This window comes from Klebsiella sp. LTGPAF-6F (assembly GCF_001753185.1).
In the GTDB taxonomy this organism is placed as follows: domain Bacteria; phylum Pseudomonadota; class Gammaproteobacteria; order Enterobacterales; family Enterobacteriaceae; genus Klebsiella; species Klebsiella michiganensis.
Genome location: NZ_CP017450.1, coordinates 5,507,332 through 5,527,478 on the forward strand (window position 1 = coordinate 5,507,332; position 20,147 = coordinate 5,527,478).

Annotated in this window: 19 protein-coding genes, 1 tRNA gene and 1 pseudogene; 5 read left to right on the forward strand and 16 right to left on the reverse strand. The window is 55.8% G+C overall.

All coding sequences use genetic code 11. The features are described 5' to 3' along the window. Positions 1-57 precede the first annotated feature (57 nt). Positions 58-708: an NAD(P)H-binding protein gene (locus BJF97_RS25755; protein ID WP_032693255.1), complete on the reverse strand. Its 651-nt coding sequence runs from the start codon at positions 706-708 to the stop codon at positions 58-60. Positions 709-836: 128 nt separating this feature from the next. On the opposite strand from BJF97_RS25755, the gene BJF97_RS25760 reads away from it, so the two are divergent. Next, entirely contained in the window at positions 837-1,355 is a 519-nt protein-coding gene (locus BJF97_RS25760) for a type 1 glutamine amidotransferase domain-containing protein (RefSeq protein WP_004854517.1), read from the forward strand. Here the strand turns inward: BJF97_RS25760 and BJF97_RS25765 are convergent. Continuing rightward, positions 1,335-1,778, reverse strand: a complete 444-nt coding sequence (locus BJF97_RS25765; protein WP_014226969.1) for a YhbP family protein — start codon at positions 1,776-1,778, stop codon at positions 1,335-1,337. The genes BJF97_RS25760 and BJF97_RS25765 overlap by 21 nt on opposite strands. A gap of 55 nt (positions 1,779-1,833) precedes the next feature. Between BJF97_RS25765 and BJF97_RS25770 the strand changes: the two genes are divergently transcribed. Beyond that, complete coding sequence (locus BJF97_RS25770) at positions 1,834-2,118, forward strand: GIY-YIG nuclease family protein (RefSeq protein WP_014226970.1); 285 nt, start codon at positions 1,834-1,836, stop codon at positions 2,116-2,118. Here BJF97_RS25770 and BJF97_RS25775 read toward each other — a convergent pair. Then, complete coding sequence (locus BJF97_RS25775; RefSeq protein ID WP_032693256.1) at positions 2,105-2,608, reverse strand: GNAT family N-acetyltransferase; 504 nt, start codon at positions 2,606-2,608, stop codon at positions 2,105-2,107. The genes BJF97_RS25770 and BJF97_RS25775 overlap by 14 nt on opposite strands. Then, the gene (gene ubiT, locus BJF97_RS25780) at positions 2,602-3,126 is read right to left on the reverse strand and encodes a ubiquinone anaerobic biosynthesis accessory factor UbiT (protein WP_004854523.1); all 525 of its coding nucleotides are present in this window, start codon (positions 3,124-3,126) and stop codon (positions 2,602-2,604) included. Before ubiT ends, BJF97_RS25775 begins: the two co-directional genes overlap by 7 nt. Before the next feature lie 221 nt (positions 3,127-3,347). Between ubiT and ubiU the strand changes: the two genes are divergently transcribed. The 3 genes from ubiU (at position 3,348) to BJF97_RS25795 (ending at position 6,381) form a co-directional block, all read left to right on the forward strand. Continuing rightward, positions 3,348-4,343 carry a ubiquinone anaerobic biosynthesis protein UbiU gene (ubiU, locus tag BJF97_RS25785; RefSeq protein ID WP_004106058.1) on the forward strand — a complete coding sequence of 332 codons (996 nt, stop codon included), beginning with the start codon at positions 3,348-3,350 and terminating at the stop codon, positions 4,341-4,343. Positions 4,344-4,351: 8 nt separating this feature from the next. Continuing rightward, on the forward strand, positions 4,352-5,230 hold the full coding sequence (locus BJF97_RS25790; RefSeq protein WP_077253343.1) for a U32 family peptidase: 879 nt from the start codon (positions 4,352-4,354) through the stop codon (positions 5,228-5,230). 143 nt (positions 5,231-5,373) lie between these two features. Beyond that, the gene (locus BJF97_RS25795) at positions 5,374-6,381 is read left to right on the forward strand and encodes a luciferase-like monooxygenase (RefSeq protein WP_032693258.1); all 1,008 of its coding nucleotides are present in this window, start codon (positions 5,374-5,376) and stop codon (positions 6,379-6,381) included. A gap of 32 nt (positions 6,382-6,413) precedes the next feature. Here BJF97_RS25795 and mtr read toward each other — a convergent pair whose 3' ends face one another. The 12 genes and pseudogenes from mtr to BJF97_RS25850 form a co-directional block, all read right to left on the reverse strand. Beyond that, positions 6,414-7,658, reverse strand: coding sequence for a tryptophan permease (mtr, locus tag BJF97_RS25800; protein ID WP_025108146.1), 1,245 nt, complete (start codon positions 7,656-7,658; stop codon positions 6,414-6,416). Between the two features lie 143 nt (positions 7,659-7,801). Then, positions 7,802-9,763 (reverse strand): DEAD/DEAH family ATP-dependent RNA helicase, encoded by a 1,962-nt coding sequence (locus BJF97_RS25805; protein ID WP_014839626.1) that lies wholly within the window; start codon positions 9,761-9,763, stop codon positions 7,802-7,804. Continuing rightward, a complete protein-coding gene (gene yrbN, locus BJF97_RS34430) occupies positions 9,756-9,836 on the reverse strand; it encodes a protein YrbN (RefSeq protein WP_085903200.1) in 81 nt (26 codons plus the stop codon). Before yrbN ends, BJF97_RS25805 begins: the two co-directional genes overlap by 8 nt. A gap of 100 nt (positions 9,837-9,936) precedes the next feature. Continuing rightward, entirely contained in the window at positions 9,937-10,821 is an 885-nt protein-coding gene (nlpI, locus tag BJF97_RS25810) for a lipoprotein NlpI (protein WP_004854535.1), read from the reverse strand. 107 nt (positions 10,822-10,928) lie between these two features. Beyond that, positions 10,929-13,067 carry a polyribonucleotide nucleotidyltransferase gene (gene pnp, locus BJF97_RS25815; protein WP_009651902.1) on the reverse strand — a complete coding sequence of 713 codons (2,139 nt, stop codon included), beginning with the start codon at positions 13,065-13,067 and terminating at the stop codon, positions 10,929-10,931. A gap of 241 nt (positions 13,068-13,308) precedes the next feature. After that, complete coding sequence (rpsO, locus tag BJF97_RS25820; RefSeq protein ID WP_002918244.1) at positions 13,309-13,578, reverse strand: 30S ribosomal protein S15; 270 nt, start codon at positions 13,576-13,578, stop codon at positions 13,309-13,311. A 147-nt stretch (positions 13,579-13,725) separates the two neighbouring features. After that, a pseudogene (gene truB, locus BJF97_RS25825) lies at positions 13,726-14,672 on the reverse strand (tRNA pseudouridine(55) synthase TruB). Next, complete coding sequence (gene rbfA / locus BJF97_RS25830) at positions 14,672-15,073, reverse strand: 30S ribosome-binding factor RbfA (protein ID WP_004106092.1); 402 nt, start codon at positions 15,071-15,073, stop codon at positions 14,672-14,674. The pseudogene truB and the gene rbfA overlap by 1 nt, the downstream one beginning before the upstream one ends. Before the next feature lie 91 nt (positions 15,074-15,164). Further along, entirely contained in the window at positions 15,165-17,855 is a 2,691-nt protein-coding gene (gene infB, locus BJF97_RS25835; protein WP_004106093.1) for a translation initiation factor IF-2, read from the reverse strand. Between the two features lie 24 nt (positions 17,856-17,879). Further along, positions 17,880-19,367 carry a transcription termination factor NusA gene (gene nusA / locus BJF97_RS25840; protein ID WP_004854539.1) on the reverse strand — a complete coding sequence of 496 codons (1,488 nt, stop codon included), beginning with the start codon at positions 19,365-19,367 and terminating at the stop codon, positions 17,880-17,882. Positions 19,368-19,394: 27 nt separating this feature from the next. Beyond that, positions 19,395-19,847 (reverse strand): ribosome maturation factor RimP, encoded by a 453-nt coding sequence (gene rimP, locus BJF97_RS25845; RefSeq protein ID WP_004125659.1) that lies wholly within the window; start codon positions 19,845-19,847, stop codon positions 19,395-19,397. A 206-nt stretch (positions 19,848-20,053) separates the two neighbouring features. Beyond that, positions 20,054-20,130, reverse strand: a tRNA-Met gene (locus tag BJF97_RS25850). Between the last annotated feature and the right edge of the window lie 17 nt (positions 20,131-20,147).

The following is a 20,147-nucleotide window of genomic DNA, read 5'->3' on the forward strand; positions in this document are numbered from 1 at the left end:
GGAGTGTCATGATAAATTGAGGACATGAATACTACGCCTCCGGGGAAACTTTGGAAATCAGTAATCCCCCGCGCGCGCGGCCCTTTCGCGCAGCTGCGACGAGGAGAGAATGCGGACGCCTTCCTGCGCGGGCGAGAGCGCCTCCGCGAGTAGCGCGCTTGCCACGTCCCGCGCGTCTATCGATTTCAGGTTTCCCGGCAGCAGGCTAAAAAGCGGCGCAAGGAGCGTCTCGCCGGCGCGTTTTTTTTCGCGCTCGCCTACCAGCATTGATGGACGGGCAATCGTCAACCTCGGCCACTGCTGCGCAATCAGCGCCTCTTCCATCTCGCCTTTTACCCGATTATAGAAAAAGGGAGAATGCGCGTTCGCCCCCATCGCGCTGACCACCAGCATATGCTGCGCGCCCAGCTTTTTCCCCACCAGCGCGGTATCAATGACCAGCGTATAATCGGCATGCACAAACGCCTCTTTGCTTCCCGCTTCCCGGCGGGTGGTCCCCAGGCAGCAGAAAACAATATCGACCGGATCGACCACCTGCGCCAGCGCGTCCGTGAGCTGCGGATCGTGCGGGTTAAATACGCCGGAGATATCGGTCAGCGGCCGACGCGTGGGCGCAGCAATGGACTTAATATCCGGTGCGTTGAGTAGCATTCGCAGTAAGTGACCACCAACTAACCCGGTTGCCCCCGTTAACAGTACCTGACTCATCGAAACTCCTTTGCAGATTTTTCTATGTTGCGATCCCAGCCTCATGTTCCAGACTTAATACTCTACGAGGTAATTATCCATCATCATCAGGGAAATGCCTCATTCCACACCGAAACACTGGAGGAAGAATGAGTAAGAAGATAGCCGTTTTAATTACCGATGACTTTGAAGACTCCGAGTTCACCTCACCCGCGGACGCCTACCGTCTGGCCGGACACAAGGTGGTGACCATTGAAAAACAGGCGGGGAAGAAGGTAAAAGGGAAAAAAGGGGAAGCTGAAGTCGTTATCGATAAAGCCATTGATGACGTCAGCCCTGCCGACTTCGACGCCCTGCTGCTGCCGGGCGGATATTCACCGGACTCGCTGCGCGGCGACGAACGCTTTGTCACCTTCACCCGCGATTTTGTCAACAGCGGCAAACCGGTCTTCGCCATCTGCCATGGCCCGCAGCTGTTGATTAGCGCCGATGTGATTCGCGGGCGCAAGCTGACGGCCGTGAAGCCTATCGTCGTCGACGTGAAAAACGCCGGTGGCGAATTCTATGACCAGGAAGTGGTTATCGACAACGAACAGCTGGTGACCAGCAGAACCCCGGACGACCTGCCGGCCTTTAATCGTGAAGCCTTACGCCTGCTCGGCGCCTGATTCGCGCAGCCAGTGCAGCTTTTTCCCAAAGCCCAGCGTGTTATCGGTGAACTTGATCTCATCGGGACGAATCTCCCAGACGGATGCCGATAGCATGCGGGCGACAGGAAAACGGCTGACGTAGCGCTTGCGCATCGCCGCCTCTTCTTCCCCGGTGAGGCGGCGAATTTTACCTTTGAACTGTACGCCGCGGATCAGCGCCACGCTCTTTGGCTGGCCGTTGACCGTCCCGGCCACGTTGGCGCTTTCTCCGGTCATTTGGCCGTGGCGCGTTTTTTCATCGCTGAGCAGATAAAATGCGACCTTCTCCGGGTCATAAACGTAAAAAGCATTGGCGCACCACAGCTCATCATCGCGGGCGACGCACCAGGTCACGACGTGCTGCTTACCCAGCCAGCGGCCGATCGCGGCGAGCGTATCCATCTTTACTCTCCAGTATGTTATGGTGCTCACACCTTAACATAGCGACCTCTGTACCGTGTGCTGGTTTCTCTATCTGATTCGTACCGCCGATAATCGCCTTTATACCGGGATTACCACCGATGTTGCACGCCGCTTTTGCCAGCACCAGACTGGTAAGGGCGCGAAAGCGCTGCGTGGAAAAGGCGAGCTTCAGCTGGCCTTCAGTCAGGAAGTTGGTGAACGCTCACTAGCGTTGCGGCTTGAGTATCGTATTAAGCAGCTAACGAAGCGCCAGAAAGAGCGCCTCGTTGCCGGGGACGGTTCATTTGAGGCGCTGCTGGAAAGCCTCAGAAGCGATTAAAGTGGTCGCTATATTCGACCAGCCCGCTCACGCCGTTCAGCGCGTCATCGGCCAGACGATGCACCTGGAAAGCCTCAGCGCTATCGGGCCAGCGGCAGCGCAGATCGAAACGCGCCGCGGGTTCAAAGCCCAGACGGCTATAGAGCGCCGGATCGCCAAGCGTCACGACGGCGGCATAGCCAAACTCGTTCAGGGAATCGAGCCCTTCATAGACCAGCTGACGCCCGATGCCCTGACCGCGGTAGCTTTCATCGACCGCCAGCGGAGCCAGTCCAACCCACTGCAGCTCTTCGCCTTCGACGGCGACCGGGCTAAAGGCCACGTAGCCTACGACCTGACCTTCGTCATCCGTCGCCACCACGCCCAGCGTGATCAGGCCATCTTCACGAAGACTGTGCACCAGCTGCGCTTCCGCGTCGCCGCCGAAGGTACGACGCAATAGAGCATCGATACCCGGCGCATCAATCCCAATCTCTACTCGAATCAGCATGCCTCACCTACCGATGTCTGTTCAGGTTTCTGCGGGCCTTTCAGGCCAGCTTCAACAAAGTCCGCCAGCTGCAGCAGCATAATACGCAGCGCCTTTGGCATCTGCTCCAGCTCAATGGCATCCATCAGGTTTTTTACATACAGTCCCAGCTCGGTATCGCCTTCGATAACCAGGCGACGCTGGAAGAACAGCGTATCCGGATCCTGCTTACGCGCCGCGATCATCAGCAGGTCGCTGGCGTCGGCGCTGAAGCTGACGTCCGCTTCAGCCGCAGGGCTGACCACCAGACGACCGTCCACCACCGAGGTATACCACAGCAGGCCGATGTCGCGCACATGAATACTTAACCAGCGCCCCTCGAGAAACTCCAGTTCCCCATCCGCCAGCGCCTGGCGAAATTGCCAGCTTAATACCTGTTCCAGCACCTGGCGCTTGAGGGCAAATGGCGCCAGCTTAACCGGCACGCTCATCATCGACGGGCCAAAGTGAACCAGTTTGGAACGCAGTTTATCCAACACAAGCTTTACTCCATGAATGCAATAGTTCCTCTATTGTGCCATATCAAATAAACGACATAGCGGCGTAAATCAACAAAATCACGATGCCGGGCCGCAGGTATTGATCCCGCCAATACGCTTTTAACTGCCTCAAATCAAAAATTGTCACCAAAAGGTTAACTAAAATCCCAGCTCATTAACCATCCAGCGTCCCTGACGGGCCGCGTTTTTCAGGAAAAATTATGGAGCTGCTCTGCCCAGCCGGTAACCTTCCGGCGCTTAAGGCGGCCATCGAAAACGGCGCCGATGCCGTCTATATCGGGCTGAAAGATGACACCAACGCCCGCCACTTTGCCGGCCTTAATTTCACCGAAAAGAAACTGCAGGAAGCCGTCAGCTTTGTGCACCAGCATCGTCGCAAACTGCATATTGCCATTAACACCTTCGCGCATCCTGATGGTTATGCCCGCTGGCAGCGCGCGGTCGACATGGCGGCGCAGCTGGGCGCCGACGCGCTGATCCTCGCCGATATCGCGATGCTGGAATACGCCGCCGAGCGTTATCCGCATATTGAGCGCCACGTTTCCGTCCAGGCCTCGGCCACCAACGAAGAGGCGGTAAAGTTTTATCATCGCAATTTTGACGTCGCCCGCGTGGTGCTGCCGCGCGTGCTGTCGATTCACCAGGTCAAACAGCTGGCGCGCGCCACGCCGGTGCCGCTGGAGGTTTTTGCCTTCGGTAGCCTGTGCATTATGGCGGAAGGACGCTGCTACCTTTCCTCTTATCTGACCGGCGAATCGCCGAATACCGTCGGCGCCTGTTCGCCGGCGCGCTTCGTGCGCTGGCAGCAAACGCCGCAGGGGCTGGAATCACGCCTTAACGAAGTGCTGATTGACCGCTATCGGGACGGTGAAAACGCCGGCTATCCCACCCTCTGTAAAGGGCGGTATCTGGTCGACGGCGAACGCTACCACGCGCTGGAAGAGCCCACCAGCCTGAACACCCTGGAGCTGCTGCCGGAACTGATGGCGGCCAATATTGCCTCGGTGAAAATCGAGGGGCGCCAGCGCAGCCCGGCGTACGTTACCCAGGTGGCGAAAGTCTGGCGTCAGGCGATCGATCGCTGCAAAGCCGATCCGCAAAACTTCGTACCGCAGTCCGCGTGGATGGAGACCCTCGGTTCCATGTCCGAAGGTACGCAAACCACCCTTGGCGCCTATCACCGTAAATGGCAGTGAGAACAGCAATGAAATATTCATTAGGGCCGGTGCTTTATTACTGGTCAAAAGAGACGCTGGAAGATTTTTACCAGCAGGCGGCAAGCTGCAGCGCGGACACGATTTACCTCGGCGAAGCGGTATGCAGCAAACGTCGCGCCACCAAAGTCGGCGACTGGATCGACATGGCAAAAACGCTGGCGGGAAGCGGTAAACAGGTGGTGCTTTCCACCCTCGCGCTGGTGCAGGCGTCCTCGGAGCTGGGCGAACTGAAGCGCTATGTCGATAACGGCGAATTTCTGATTGAAGCCAGCGATCTCGGCGTCGTTAATCTGTGCGCGGAACGTAAGCTGCCGTTCGTCGCCGGGCACGCGCTTAACTGCTACAACGCCGTCACCCTGCGTCTGCTGCTCAAGCAGGGCATGGTGCGCTGGTGTATGCCGGTCGAACTTTCCCGCGACTGGCTGGCGAATTTGCTGACCCAGTGCGACGAGCTGGGCATTCGCGGCCGGTTTGAGGTGGAGGTCCTGAGCTACGGTCATCTGCCGCTGGCCTACTCCGCCCGCTGCTTTACCGCGCGCTCGGAAGACCGGCCGAAAGACGAGTGTGAAACCTGCTGCATAAAATATCCTAACGGGCGCGACGTGCTTTCGCAGGAGAACCAGCAGGTGTTCGTGCTCAACGGCATTCAGACCATGAGCGGCTACGTCTACAACCTCGGGAATGAGCTAAGCACCATGACCGGGCTGGTGGATATGGTTCGCCTGTCGCCGCTGGGTAGCGAGACCTTCGCTATGCTGGACGCCTTCCGGGCGAATGAAAACGGCGCGGCGCCGCTGCCGCTGACGGCGAACAGCGACTGCAACGGCTACTGGCGACGACTGGCCGGGCTGGAATTGCAGAGCTGATTAACCGCTCACTTTGTTAATGGCTATCGCTGCTTTTTAATGCACTATTAAAGATGCAGCTTTTCTGGCTGGCGTATCCTGGATGCGCCAGGCTGGAAGAAGACCTTCAATCTGATGACGATGCTGTAGCAAAGTGAGCCTTTATGACTGACAAATCTGTTTCGTTCTCGGTGCTCGATCTGGCGCCGATCCCGCAAGGTTCTTCCGCAAAGGAAGCCTTCTCCCACTCTTTAGACCTGGCGCAGCTGGCGGAAAAGCGTGGCTATCACCGCTACTGGCTGGCCGAACACCATAATATGGTCGGTATCGCCAGCGCGGCGACTTCCGTACTGATTGGCTACCTTGCCGCGAATACCACCACTCTGCATCTGGGCTCCGGCGGCGTGATGCTGCCGAACCATTCGCCGCTGGTGATTGCCGAGCAGTTCGGTACGCTCAATACGCTTTACCCGGGACGCATCGATCTCGGCCTTGGCCGCGCGCCGGGCAGCGATCAGCCAACCATGCGCGCGCTGCGTCGCCATATGAGCGGCGATGTCGATAACTTCCCGCGCGATGTCGCGGAGCTGGTGGACTGGTTCGACGCCCGCGATCCTAATCCGCACGTGCGCCCGGTTCCCGGGTATGGCGAGAAGATCCCGGTCTGGCTGCTCGGCTCAAGCCTGTACAGCGCCCAGCTGGCGGCGCAGCTTGGGCTGCCGTTTGCCTTCGCCTCGCACTTCGCCCCGGATATGCTCTTTCAGGCCCTGCACCTCTACCGCACCCACTTCCAGCCGTCAGAGCGGTTAGCGAAGCCGTACGCGATGGTATGCATTAACATTATTGCCGCCGACAGCGACAGAGATGCGGAATTTCTGTTTACGTCTATGCAGCAGGCGTTCGTCAAACTGCGCCGCGGCGAGACCGGACAGCTGCCGCCGCCGGTGCAAAATATGCATCAGCTTTGGTCCGCTTCAGAGCAGTACGGCGTCGAAAAAGCGCTGAGCATGTCGCTGGTCGGCGATAAAGCGAAAATCCGTCACGGGCTGGAGTCGATCCTGCGGGAAACCCAGGCCGATGAAATCATGGTCAACGGCCAAATCTTCGATCATCAGGCGCGCCTGCATTCATTTGATTTAGCGATGCAGGTGAAAGAAGAGCTTCTCGGATAGTGAAAAATGCGGCATTTTTGCCGCATTTTCAATTAGTGATAGGTGGGTAATACGTTAAAGCTCGACAGGAAATGCACGATAACGTTACCCAGCCCGAACAGCAGAACCAAAGCAATCATCGGCTTTCCGCCCCAAACGCGAAACAATGGGCTACCAAAGCGTTTGCGCGATGCGCGAGCCAGCAGCGCCGGTACAATTGCCGCCCAGATCGTCGCCGCCAGCCCCGCATAGCCGATCGCGTAGAGGAATCCGTTCGGCCACAGCAGGCCACCCGCCATCGGCGGAACAAAGGTGAGAAGCGCGGTTTTAAAGCGTCCCAGCGCGGAGTCATCGAACCCGAACAGATCCGCCAGATAATCAAACAGACCGAGCGTCACGCCAAGGAATGAACTGGCAACGGCAAAGTTCGAAAAGATGACTAACAGCAGATCCAGACTCCGGCTGTTCAGTACCCCACTGAGCGCCTGGACCAGGACATCTATGTTGCCCCCCTTCTGCGCAATACCGATAAACTCAGGGCGCGGGATATTGCCCATCGTCACCAGCAGCCACACTACGTACAGACCCAGCGCCAGCAGCGTACCGTAAACCAGGCACTTAACGATTGTGCGCGGATCTTTGCCGTAGTACTTCATCAGGCTCGGCACGTTGCCGTGATAGCCGAAGGACGCGAGGCAGAACGGCAGCGTCATCAGCAGATAGGGCATATACGAGGCATTTTGTTCAGCCACGTTAAACAGAGTGGTCGGCTGGACGTGCCCCAACAGGCTGCCAAAGGTCAAAAAGAAGGTAATGACCTTAGCTCCCAGCACAATGGCCGTCATGCGGCTCACCGCTTTGGTGCTCAACCAGACGATAAACGCCACCAGCAGCGCAAAACCGAAACCTGCCGCCCTTGCCGGTACGTTCAGCGACATTTCGCTAAACGTATGGTGCAGAATCGAGCCGCTGGCGGAGATATAGGCGTAAGTCAGAATATAAAGAACAAAGGCGATCGACACGCCGTTAACCAGATTCCAGCCTTTGCCGAGCAGATCTTTAGTAATGGTATCGAAGCTCGAGCCAATCCGGTAATTCAGGTTCGCTTCGAGGATCATTAACCCGGAGTGAAGCATACAAAACCAGGTAAAAACCAGCGCCGCCAGAGACCAAAAGAACCACGCGCCGGACATCACAACCGGCAGTGAGAACATGCCCGCCCCAATAATCGTCCCGCCAATAATCACTACGCCGCCAAACAAGGACGGTCGGGTTGCCGTAGTGGTAAGTGTCGCCATTTGCCGAAATCTCCAGTCGAAAATACTTTTCTTGTTATCAACGTGACGCACTGTACCAGTACACGAGTACAAAGGGAATAAAAAAGCCCCAATCATAAAGATCGGGGCTGTATCGTTTACTTTACGTTAGCGGAAAGCGCTAATTATGCATCGCCACCGAAACGACGACGACCTGCGGAGTCATCGCGACGCGGAGCTGAAGCATCATCGCGGCGCGGCGCGCGGCCACCTTCACGACGTTCACCGCTGAAACGACGACCTTCACCACGGCCGCCTTCGCGACGCTCACCGCCGAAACCACGGCCTTCACGACGTTCACCGCCGCCGAAGCTACGACCGCCTTCACGACGCTCGCCGCCGCCACGACGTTCGCCGCTGCGTTCAGGACGCGGCTGAGCATCGCCCAGCAGCTGCATGTTCATCGGCTTGTTCAGGATGCGGGTACGCGTAAAGTGCTGCAGCACTTCGCCCGGCATGCCTTTCGGCAGTTCGATGGTGGAGTGAGAACCAAACAGCTTGATGTTACCGATGTAACGGCTGCTGATGTCGCCTTCGTTAGCAATTGCGCCAACGATGTGACGAACTTCAACGCCGTCATCACGGCCCACTTCAATACGGTACAGTTCCATATCGCCAACGTCACGACGCTCACGCTTCGGACGATCTTCGCCGCTGCGTTCCGGACGGTCGCCGCGCGGGCCACGGTCGTTACGGTCGCCGCGACGTTCGAAACGATCGTCACGGTCGCGGAACTCGCGCTTAGGACGCATAGGCGCATCCGGCGGCAGGATCAGCGGACGTTCGCCCTGAGCCATTTTCAGCAGCGCGGCGGCCAGCGTTTCCACGTCCAGCTCTTCGCCTTCGGCAGACGGCTGGATTTTCGCCAGCAGCGCACGGTACTGATCCAGATCGCTGCTTTCCAGCTGCTGCTGAACTTTCGCCGCGAATTTTTCCAGACGGCGTTTGCCCAGCAGTTCTGCGTTCGGCAGTTCAACTTCCGGAATGGTCAGCTTCATCGTACGTTCAATATTGCGCAGCAGACGACGCTCGCGGTTCTCAACGAACAGCAGCGCGCGACCAGCACGACCCGCACGACCGGTACGGCCGATACGGTGAACGTAAGACTCGGAATCCATCGGGATATCGTAGTTAACCACCAGGCTGATACGCTCAACGTCGAGGCCACGGGCCGCAACGTCGGTTGCAATCAGGATATCCAGACGACCGTCTTTCAGACGCTCCAGAGTCTGCTCACGCAGGGACTGGTTCATGTCGCCGTTCAGCGCAGCGCTGCTATAACCGCTACGCTCCAGCGCTTCGGCCACTTCCAGGGTCGCGTTTTTGGTACGAACGAAGATAATCGCCGCATCAAAATCTTCCGCTTCCAGGAAACGCACCAGCGCTTCGTTTTTACGCATACCGTAAGCAGTCCAGTAGCTCTGGCTGATGTCCGGGCGAGTTGTTACGCTCGACTGGATGCGCACTTCCTGCGGCTCTTTCATAAAGCGGCGGGTAATACGGCGAATGGCTTCCGGCATGGTGGCAGAGAACAGAGCGGTCTGATGACCCTCCGGGATCTGCGCCATAATGGTTTCTACGTCTTCGATGAAGCCCATGCGCAGCATTTCGTCAGCTTCATCCAGAACCAGACCGCTCAGCTTAGAGAGATCCAGCGTACCGCGTTTCAGGTGGTCCAGCAGACGACCCGGGGTACCGACAACGATTTGCGGCCCCTGACGCAGCGCGCGCAGCTGCACGTCATAACGCTGGCCGCCGTACAGGGCAACCACGTTTACGCCGCGCATATGTTTAGAGAATTCCGTCATTGCTTCAGCAACCTGTACCGCCAGTTCGCGGGTCGGCGCCAGCACCAGAATCTGCGGTGCTCTCAGCTCAGGATCGATGTTGTTCAGCAGCGGTAAAGAGAACGCTGCGGTTTTACCGCTACCCGTCTGGGCCATACCCAGAACGTCGCGGCCGCCCAGCAGATGCGGAATGCACTCAGCCTGGATCGGAGATGGTTTTTCGTAACCCAGATCGTTAAGCGCTTCAAGGATGGGAGCCTTCAGGCCCAGATCTGCAAAAGTGGTTTCGAATTCAGCCATGTAGTACGTGTGCCTCAAAATTAATGGCGGCCAGTCTACATAACTCATCGTGAAAATTTACGGTAATTTTCATTGAAAAGTGTGAACCGGCTCAAAGTAGGTGTATTAACGAACAACAACGCCCTCACCCGCAAAGGTGATGGCAATCAAAAAAGGGCTGATGTGTTCGTCAGCTATTGCTGGTCCGATTCTGCCAGGTCATCTTGCTCCTGGCCCAAGAGCGATAATTCCAACAATGCGTATCGGTGCTCAACGTAGTTATGAACGTTGTTTGCGACCGCCAGTTTGAACAGTGCCGTAGCGCTGTCCTTGTCCCCCAGACTTAGGTAGTACTTACCTAAATAGAAGTTGGTTTCACTGAGATGCTCAGCGAGCGAGGTGTTATCCGTTGCGTCTGCCTTCAGACGGTCCATTAGCTCTTTTTCGCTAATGTCGCCAAGGTAGAACCCGACAATGTTCCATCCCCATTGTTCTTTATCCGACTTGTTTAAGCGCTGTCTCAGTGCTTCAAGCGCCTGCTTCTCATCGAGCTGACGCTCGGCGAGATAAAGCCACAGGCTTCGGAAAGGATCATTGGGATCGTCTTGATAAAACGCCAGCAGATCATCTTGCGCTAACTTAGCGCGACCGCCGTAATACAGGGCGATACCGCGATTTAAGTGCGCGTAGTTGTAAGTTGGATCAAGCTCAAGTACAGAATCAAACGCTTCATAGGCAGCATCAAAATTGCCTGCCTGCGTTAAGTAAATGCCTAAGTAATTGAATACTTCAGGCATATCCGGTCGGATTGCCAGCGCTTGTGAAAAATCATTTCGCGCTAATGCCCTCAGACCGAGACTATCATACAACACTCCGCGCTCATATAAAAGCTGTGCGCGTTCGTCATCGGTTAAAGCCCGACTGGCAAGAATTTGTTCCATGCGCGCCAGAATCACTTCCTGCTGCAAAGTCGGTTGCAATGGCACCGCGAGGACTGCGTCCTTACGCCAGGCAGAGTTGCTGCATCCTGCCAGCGTGAGAGCTGTCGCCACGAAACACCAGCGCAAAAAAGGCTTCATTTCCCACTCCCGAAGACAACGATTGGATGAACGTCCAGTTCCCCGGCTGCAAACAGGGCGTCCTGCCCGCAATGCGCCCTCCGCAATGCGGAGGGCAAACGGCAACCTTACTCGCCCTGCTGTTCGGCAGCCGGAGCTTCCGGCGCAGCCGCAGGCTGAGTTTGTTCAGTTGCTTCTTTGATGCTCAGACGGACGCGGCCCTGACGGTCAACTTCCAGAACCTTAACCGGCACTTCCTGACCCATCTGCAGATAGTCGGTCACTTTCTCAACGCGCTTGTCGGCGATTTGAGAGATGTGAACCAGACCTTCTTTACCGCCGCCAATGGCAACAAACGCGCCAAAGTCAACGATACGGGTCACTTTACCGTTATAGATACGGCCAACTTCGATCTCAGCGGTGATCTCTTCGATACGGCGAATCGCGTGCTGCGCTTTGTCGCCGTCGGTCGCCGCGATCTTCACGGTACCGTCATCTTCGATTTCGATAGTGGTGCCGGTTTCTTCGGTCAGCGCACGAATAACGGAACCGCCCTTACCGATAACGTCTTTGATTTTGTCCGGACTGATCTTGATCGTGTGGATACGCGGTGCGAATTCAGAGATATCGCCGCGCGGCGCGTTAATCGCCTGTTCCATCACGCCCAGGATGTGCAGACGCGCACCTTTAGCCTGGTTCAGAGCAACCTGCATGATCTCTTTGGTGATACCTTCAATTTTGATATCCATCTGCAGAGCAGAGATACCTTCGCGGGAACCCGCTACTTTGAAGTCCATATCGCCCAGGTGATCTTCATCGCCCAGAATGTCAGACAGTACGACGAAGTTGTCGCCTTCTTTCACCAGACCCATTGCGATACCCGCAACGGCGGCTTTCACCGGCACGCCTGCGTCCATCAGCGCCAGAGAAGCGCCACAGACGGAAGCCATGGAGGAGGAGCCGTTAGATTCGGTGATTTCAGAAACCACGCGAACGGTGTACGGGAACTCTTCGATAGTCGGCATCACGGCCAGTACGCCGCGCTTAGCCAGACGACCGTGACCAATTTCACGACGCTTCGGAGAACCGACCATTCCCGTTTCGCCTACGGAGTACGGAGGGAAGTTATAGTGGAACAGGAAGGAGTCCGTGCGCTCGCCCATCAGTTCATCGATGTTCTGCGCGTCGCGTGCGGTACCCAAGGTCGCGGTAACCAGCGCCTGAGTTTCGCCACGGGTAAACAGTGCGGAACCGTGGGTACGCGGCAGAACGCCGGTACGAACGTCCAGACCACGAATCATATCTTTTTCACGACCATCGATACGCGGCTCACCGGCCAGTACGCGGCTACGCACCACGTTTTTCTCGATTGCGTGCAGGATTTCGCCCAGTTCGTTAGCGTCCAGAGCTTCATCTTCCGCAACCAGGGTCGCGATAGTTTCAGATTTGATCACGTCAACCTGAGCATAGCGCTCCTGTTTGTCGGTGATACGGTAAGCATCGCTCAGGCGAGATTCAGCCAGCGCGGCAACGCGCGCGTTCAGCGCCGCATCAACCACTTCCGGCTGCCAGTCCCAGCGCGGCTTACCGGCTTCTTTCACCAGATCGTTGATGTTCTGAATAACCACCTGCTGCTGGTCGTGACCAAACACGACCGCGCCCAGCATCTGGTCTTCGCTCAGCAGTTCAGCTTCGGATTCAACCATCAGTACTGCGGCTTCGGTACCCGCGACAACCAGATCCAGTTTGCTGGACTTCAGCTCTTCCTGGGTCGGGTTCAGCACGTACTGGTCATTAATATAACCAACGCGAGCGGCGCCAATTGGGCCGTTGAACGGAATACCAGACAGGGACAGCGCTGCGGAAGCGCCGATCATCGCGACGATATCCGGGTTAACCTGCGGGTTAACGGAAACCACAGTTGCGATAACCTGAACTTCGTTAACGAAGCCTTCCGGGAACAGCGGGCGAACCGGGCGGTCAATCAGACGCGCGATCAGGGTTTCGCCTTCGCTCGGACGGCCTTCACGACGGAAGAAACCACCCGGGATTTTACCTGCAGCGTAGGTACGCTCTTGATAGTTAACGGTCAGCGGGAAGAAATCCTGGCCTGGCTTCGCTTTTTTCTGGCCCACAACGGTAACGAATACCGCGGTGTCATCCATGCTAACCATAACGGCGGCAGTTGCCTGGCGCGCCATCATGCCGGTCTCCAGCGTTACGGTATGTTGGCCGTACTGGAATTTACGAACGATCGGATTAAGCAAAATTCTATCCTTTTATCTATAGATGATGTCAAATCCACGATAAGACATCGAATGACCCGATCTTCTGCATCCTCGCGACTAATGACAACCTTTACCCGCCCCTGCGAGTCAAGCCTCTCATTAGCCGCGCGAACCTCTGCATGAAGATCATTAATAGCAACAATACATGAGTTTTTAATGAATTGCTGCCGCCCGGTCGAAAAAAGGGGCCGTGAGGCCCCTTCTTCTGAAACTCGCAGAATTAGCGACGCAGACCCAGACGCTCGATCAGAGCAGAGTAACGTGCAACATCTTTACGTTTCAGGTAGTCGAGCAGTTTACGACGCTGAGAAACCATGCGCAGCAGACCACGACGGCTGTGGTGATCTTTTTTGTGCTCTGCAAAGTGACCCTGCAGGTGGTTGATCTGTGCAGTCAGCAGTGCAACCTGAACTTCAGTAGAACCGCTGTCGTTTTCGCCACGACCGAACTCAGAAACGATTTTTGCTTTAGCTTCAACGCTTAGAGACATTTTCGAACTCCAAAATTAAAAGAAAGAAAGGGTGCCGATCTCTAATTCAGCAACCCCTGATATAACGCTCGCAAATGTTAAAACACGTTGGCGAACGTTAAGCGGCGATATTCTACTCGCAGCAGCCTTTTATCGCAAGGAAAGCGCTCAGACAGGGTATTCAACCACCAGACGACGAGGCGCCACGCGGCCTTCATCATCCATCTCACCCATACCAAGAAACTTCTCTTCAGCGCCTTCAGTAACGCGAACCAGCCCCCTGCAGCGGCGCGCCCGATGTCCGCACCGGGTTACCGTTTTTTAAAGTAGACGGCCGAGGTTTCCGGAATATTCACCAGCGGGTAATCCGAAGCCGGACTGTCCATCGGCATCAGCAGCGGGTCCAGCAGCTGGGCTGCGGGAATATCCTGCGCATGTGCTTGTTCGACCAGCGCCTGCAGCTGCTCCAGCGTCACCATCCGTTCGACGGGGTATTTACTGACCGCCAGGCGACGCAGGAAAATGACGTGCGCGCCGCACCCGAGTTTCTCGCCTAAGTCATCAATAATCGTGCGGATATAGGTGCCTTTCGAGCAGTGAATCTCCAGCTCAAGCTCCGTCCCCTCATGGCGAATAAACAGCAGCTCGTACACCGTAATCGGCCGGGATTCACGCGGTACTTCAATCCCCTGCCGGGCATATTCGTACAGCTTTTTCCCCTGGTATTTCAGCGCCGAATACATCGACGGTACCTGCTGGGTTTCGCCACGGAAGCCGTCGAGCGCTGCCGCCAGCTGCTCCGGGCTAAACGTCAGCGGACGCTCTTCCACCACCTGGCCATCGGCATCAGAGGTATCGGTGCGCTGGCCAAGCCTGGCAATGACGCGGTAGCGCTTGTCAGAATCGAGCAGATACTGGGAAAACTTTGTCGCTTCCCCGAGGCAAATCGGCAGCATACCGGTCGCCAGCGGATCCAGCGCCCCGGTGTGCCCTGCCCGATTAGCATTATAAAGCCGCTTAACTTTCTGCAGCACGTCGTTGCTGGATGCGCCCTGCGGTTTATCCAGCAACAGTACGCCATGCACGTCACGGCCGCGACGACGAGGACGACTCATTAGTCCTCCTTACTGTCGTCCGGGTTCACACGACGTTCATCGTCATGTTTTACCACGCTGGTCACCAGGTTCGACATGCGCATCCCTTCGACTAATGAATTGTCGTAGAAGAAGGTCAGTTCCGGCACGATACGCAGGCGCATCGCTTTGCCCAGCAGCGAGCGGATAAAACCAGATGCTTCCTGTAAAGCCTTGATCCCCGCTTTCACGGCGGCTTCGTCTTTGTCGTTCAGGAAGGTCACAAACACTTTGGCATAGGCCAGGTCGCGGGACATTTCAACGCCTGAAACGGTCGTCATCATGCCCAGACGCGGGTCCTTAATTTCGCGCTGCAGGATGATTGCGATCTCTTTTTGCATCTCCTGGGCCACGCGCTGCGGGCGACCAAATTCTTTCGCCATAATAAATTCTCCAGACAAATAAGGGGGCCACGCGGCCCCCTTTAATTTTGTATAACCGGGTGGCGCTGCGCTTCCCCGGCCTACTAAACGATTAATCGATGGTACGTTGAATCTCGATGATTTCGAACACTTCGATCATATCGCCAACGCGAACGTCGTTGTAGTTCTTAACGCCGATACCACACTCCATACCGTTACGAACTTCGTTAACGTCATCTTTGAAGCGGCGCAGGGATTCCAGCTCGCCTTCATAGATAACCACGTTGTCGCGCAGGACGCGGATTGGGTTATGACGCTTGATCGTACCTTCGGTAACCATACAGCCTGCGATGGCGCCGAATTTCGGCGATTTGAACACATCACGGACTTCAGCCAGACCAATGATCTGCTGTTTCAGTTCCGGAGACAGCATGCCGCTCATCGCTGCTTTCACTTCGTCGATCAGATGGTAGATGACGGAGTAGTAGCGTAGATCCAGGCTTTCCGCGTCGATAACTTTACGTGCGGATGCATCAGCACGTACGTTGAAGCCAACCAGAATCGCGTTGGATGCGGCCGCCAGGGTCGCGTCGGTTTCGGTGATACCACCTACGCCGGAACCGATAATCTTCACTTTCACTTCGTCGGTAGACAGTTTTAGCAAGGAGTCGGAGATCGCTTCCACTGAGCCCTGCACGTCCGCTTTGAGGACGATGTTCACTTCGTGAACTTCGCCTTCGGTCATGTTAGCGAACATGTTCTCAAGCTTAGATTTCTGCTGACGAGCCAGTTTAACTTCACGGAATTTACCCTGACGATACAGCGCAACTTCACGTGCTTTTTTCTCGTCACGAACGACGGTCACTTCGTCACCGGCAGCCGGTACGCCTGACAGGCCAAGGATTTCCACCGGAATGGACGGACCCGCTTCCAGCACTTCCTGACCCAGTTCGTTACGCATCGCACGAACGCGACCGTATTCGAAACCGCACAGAACGATGTCGCCTTTATGCAGCGTACCTTCGCGTACCAGAACGGTGGCAACCGGACCACGACCTTTATCGAGGAAGGATTCGATAACCGCGCCGCTCGCCATACCTTTACGAACCGCTTTCAGCTCCAGAACTTCAGCCTGCAGCAGGATTGCGTCCAGCAGTTCGTCGATGCCGGTACCCGCTTTAGCGGACACGTGGACGAACTGGCTTTCACCGCCCCACTCTTCCGGCAGAATGCCGTACTGGGAAAGCTCGTTTTTAACGCGATCCGGATCCGCTTCCGGCTTATCGATTTTGTTCACCGCAACCACGACCGGCACACCCGCCGCTTTCGCGTGCTGGATAGCTTCGATGGTCTGCGGCATTACGCCGTCGTCTGCCGCCACAACCAGAACCACGATATCCGTCGCCTGCGCACCACGAGCACGCATAGAGGTAAACGCGGCGTGGCCCGGGGTATCCAGGAAGGTGATCATGCCGTTGTCGGTTTCGACGTGGTACGCACCAATGTGCTGGGTAATGCCGCCCGCTTCGCCAGAAGCCACTTTCGTTGAACGAATGTAGTCCAGCAGAGAGGTTTTACCGTGGTCAACGTGACCCATGATAGTCACAACCGGTGCGCGCGGTTCAGCCGCAGCGCCGGTGTCACGGTCGCTCATTACCGCTTCTTCCAGCTCGTTTTCACGACGCAGGATAACTTTGTGGCCCATCTCTTCGGCAACCAGCTGTGCGGTTTCCTGGTCGATGACCTGGTTAATCGTCGCCATGGCGCCCAGTTTCATCATCGCTTTGATGACCTGAGAACCCTTGACGGCCATCTTGTTGGCCAGATCGCCAACGGTGATGGTTTCGCCGATGATAACATCACGGTTAACCGCCTGAGCCGGCTTCTGGAAGCCTTGCTGCAGAGCAGAACCTTTACGATGCTTGCCACCTTTACCGCCGCGAACGGCCGCACGGGCTTCTTCACGATCGGCTTTCGATTCAGCGTGTTTGTTGCCTTTCTTAGCCGGACGCGCCGCTTTCGCATTACGTCCACGGCCGCGACCGCCTTCAACTTCACGATCGTTATCGTCTTCAGCCTGACGTGCATGCTGAGAAGTCGTTACGTGATAGTCAGTGGTCTCTTCAGGGGTTTCTGGCGCTTCAGTCCAGTTCTTTTCATTTTCTTGAGCCATACGGCGTGCTTCTTCCGCTACACGGCGCGCTTCTTCTTCAAGTTTGCGGCGTGCTTCTTCTTCCGATTTGCGCTTCAGCTCCGCAGCTTCGTTTTCGCGGCGTTGCTTTTCAGCCTGGGCGGTTTTGGTCATATCGTCGGTTTGTTGATTGCTCACTTTGTCTTTTTCCGCGGCTTCACGTTTCGCTTTATCGGCGAGTTCACGTTTCGCTTGTTCTGCGGCCTCACGTTCAGCTTTTAATTGCGCCTCGCGTTTGGCAGCTTCTTCTGCCTCACGACGGGCTTGCTCTTCCGCTTCACGCTGCGCCTGCTCTTCCGCGGCAAGGCGTTCGGCCTCTTGCGGATCGCGTTTCACAAAGGTGCGTTTCTTGCGGACTTCGATTTGTACCGACTTACTCTTTCCACCGGTACCCGGAATATTTAACGTGCTGCGCGTTTTGCGCTGCAGCGTCAGCTTGTCGGGCGCTGAGCCGTGTTCACGGTTCAGGTGCGTCAACAAGGTTTGCTTCTCTTGCGCGGTCACAGAATCATCAGCCGATTTGCGGATCCCTGCATCAGCAAATTGCTGTATCAGGCGATCCACAGAGGTCTGAATCTCTGAGGCCAGCGCTTTAATGGTCACATCTGTCATGCTGTTCCTTCCTGCTACAGTTTATTACGCTTCGTCGCCGAACCAACAAATATTACGAGCGGCCATGATAAGTTCTCCGGCTTTCTCGTCGGTCAAGCCTTCGATATCAGCCAGATCATCAATGCCCTGCTCGGCGAGATCTTCCAGCGTACAAACACCACGGGCGGCCAGGGTGAATGCCAGAGCGCGATCCAAACCTTCCAGATTCAACAGATCGTCGGCAGGTTTGCTGTCACCCAGGCTCTCTTCTTTGGCCAGCGCCAGCGTGGTCAGCGCGTTTTTCGCCCGCTCACGAAGTGCTTCAACGGTCGCTTCGTCCAGACCGTCAATTTCCAGCAGTTCTTTCATTGGCACATAGGCCAGCTCTTCCAGAGTGGCGAAACCTTCTTCAACCAGCAGCGTGGCGAAATCTTCATCGATATCAAGATATTTAGTGAAGGTATCAATCGCTGCATGGGCTTCAGCCTGATGCTTAGCCTGGAGGTCATCAACGGTCATGACGTTGAGTTCCCAACCGCTCAGCTGAGACGCCAGACGGACGTTCTGACCGTTACGGCCAATGGCCTGCGCCAGGTTGCCCGCTTCTACTGCGATATCCATGGTGTGCTTGTCTTCATCTACCACGATAGATGCGACGTCAGCCGGAGCCATGGCGTTAATGACAAACTGCGCCGGGTTATCGTCCCACAGCACGATATCAATACGCTCGCCGCCCAGTTCAGTCGAGACTGCCTGAACGCGCGCGCCGCGCATACCGACGCAGGCGCCAACCGGATCGATGCGCTTGTCGTTGGTTTTAACCGCGATTTTGGCACGAGAGCCAGGATCGCGAGCCGCCGCTTTAATTTCGAGAACTTCTTCACCGATTTCCGGCACTTCAATGCGGAACAGTTCAACCAGCATTTCCGGCTTGGAGCGAGTCACGAACAGCTGCGCGCCGCGCGCTTCCGGACGAACTGCGTACAGTACGCCACGGATACGGTCACCCGGACGGAAGTTCTCACGCGGCAGCATATCTTCGCGCAGGATCACGGCTTCAGCGTTGTTGCCCAGATCCAGCGTAATATTGTCGCGGTTCACTTTCTTCACTACGCCCGTGATGATTTCACCTTCGTGCTCACGGAACTGATCGACGACCATTGCGCGTTCGGCTTCACGTACTTTTTGTACGATAACCTGCTTCGCGGTCTGCGTAGTGATACGGTCAAAGGTGACAGATTCAATCTGGTCTTCGACGTAATCGCCAGGATTCATGCTTTCATCTTCGAAACGCGCAGCTTCCAGCGTGATTTCGCGAGTCGGCTGGGTCACTTCTTCAACAACCAGCCAGCGACGGAATGTGTCGAAATCACCGCTTTTACGATCGATTTCTACGCGAACGTCGATCTCTTGCTCATATTTTTTCTTGGTAGCCGTTGCTAGCGCACTTTCCAACGCTTCGAAAATTTTCTCACGCGGCAGCGCCTTTTCGTTGGAAACGGCTTCAACAACAGCCAAAATTTCTTTGTTCATCGGGGCCTTTCACCTCAATCCAGACTGTTAAAAGTGGGGAACCAGGTTCGCCTTCTGGATGTTACTCAGCGCGAACACTTCATCTTTGCCTTCGACGGTTACCGTGATCATCTCACCGTCTACCGCTTTGATAAGGCCCTGCCATTTGCGTCGGTTCTGTACCGCCATGCGCAAAACCAGCGAAACTTCTTCGCCGATGAAACGCTCATAGTGCTCGGCGGTAAACATAGGACGATCGAGACCTGGAGAAGAAACTTCCAGGTTATAAGCGACTGTAATCGGGTCTTCTACGTCCATAACAGCACTGACCTGGTGGCTCACATCAGCACAATCATCAACATTGATGCCATCTTCACTATCAATATAGATGCGCAGTGTGGACGTGCGACCGCGAATAAATTCGATGCCGACCAGCTCAAAGCCAAGCGCTTCAACTGGCGCTGTGAGCATCTCTGTTAATTTTTGCTCTAATGTGGACAAACCCACCCCCAAGACATAAAAAAAGGGCGTATAGCCCAGTTATTCTGAAGTCAGATAACAAAAAACCCCGATAAATCGGGGCTTTAGATAACTGAACCCTGAGATCGCAACTGCGATCTGGAACACTTTCCAGAAGAATTCTTTCAAATTCGTCTACGAAGGACCCGGTCCTCACAGTATATTTGAAAAAGTACTTAATGGGAAAGTGGTTGCGGGGGCCGGATTTGAACCGACGACCTTCGGGTTATGAGCCCGACGAGCTACCAGGCTGCTCCACCCCGCGCCTGAAACGTGGCATAT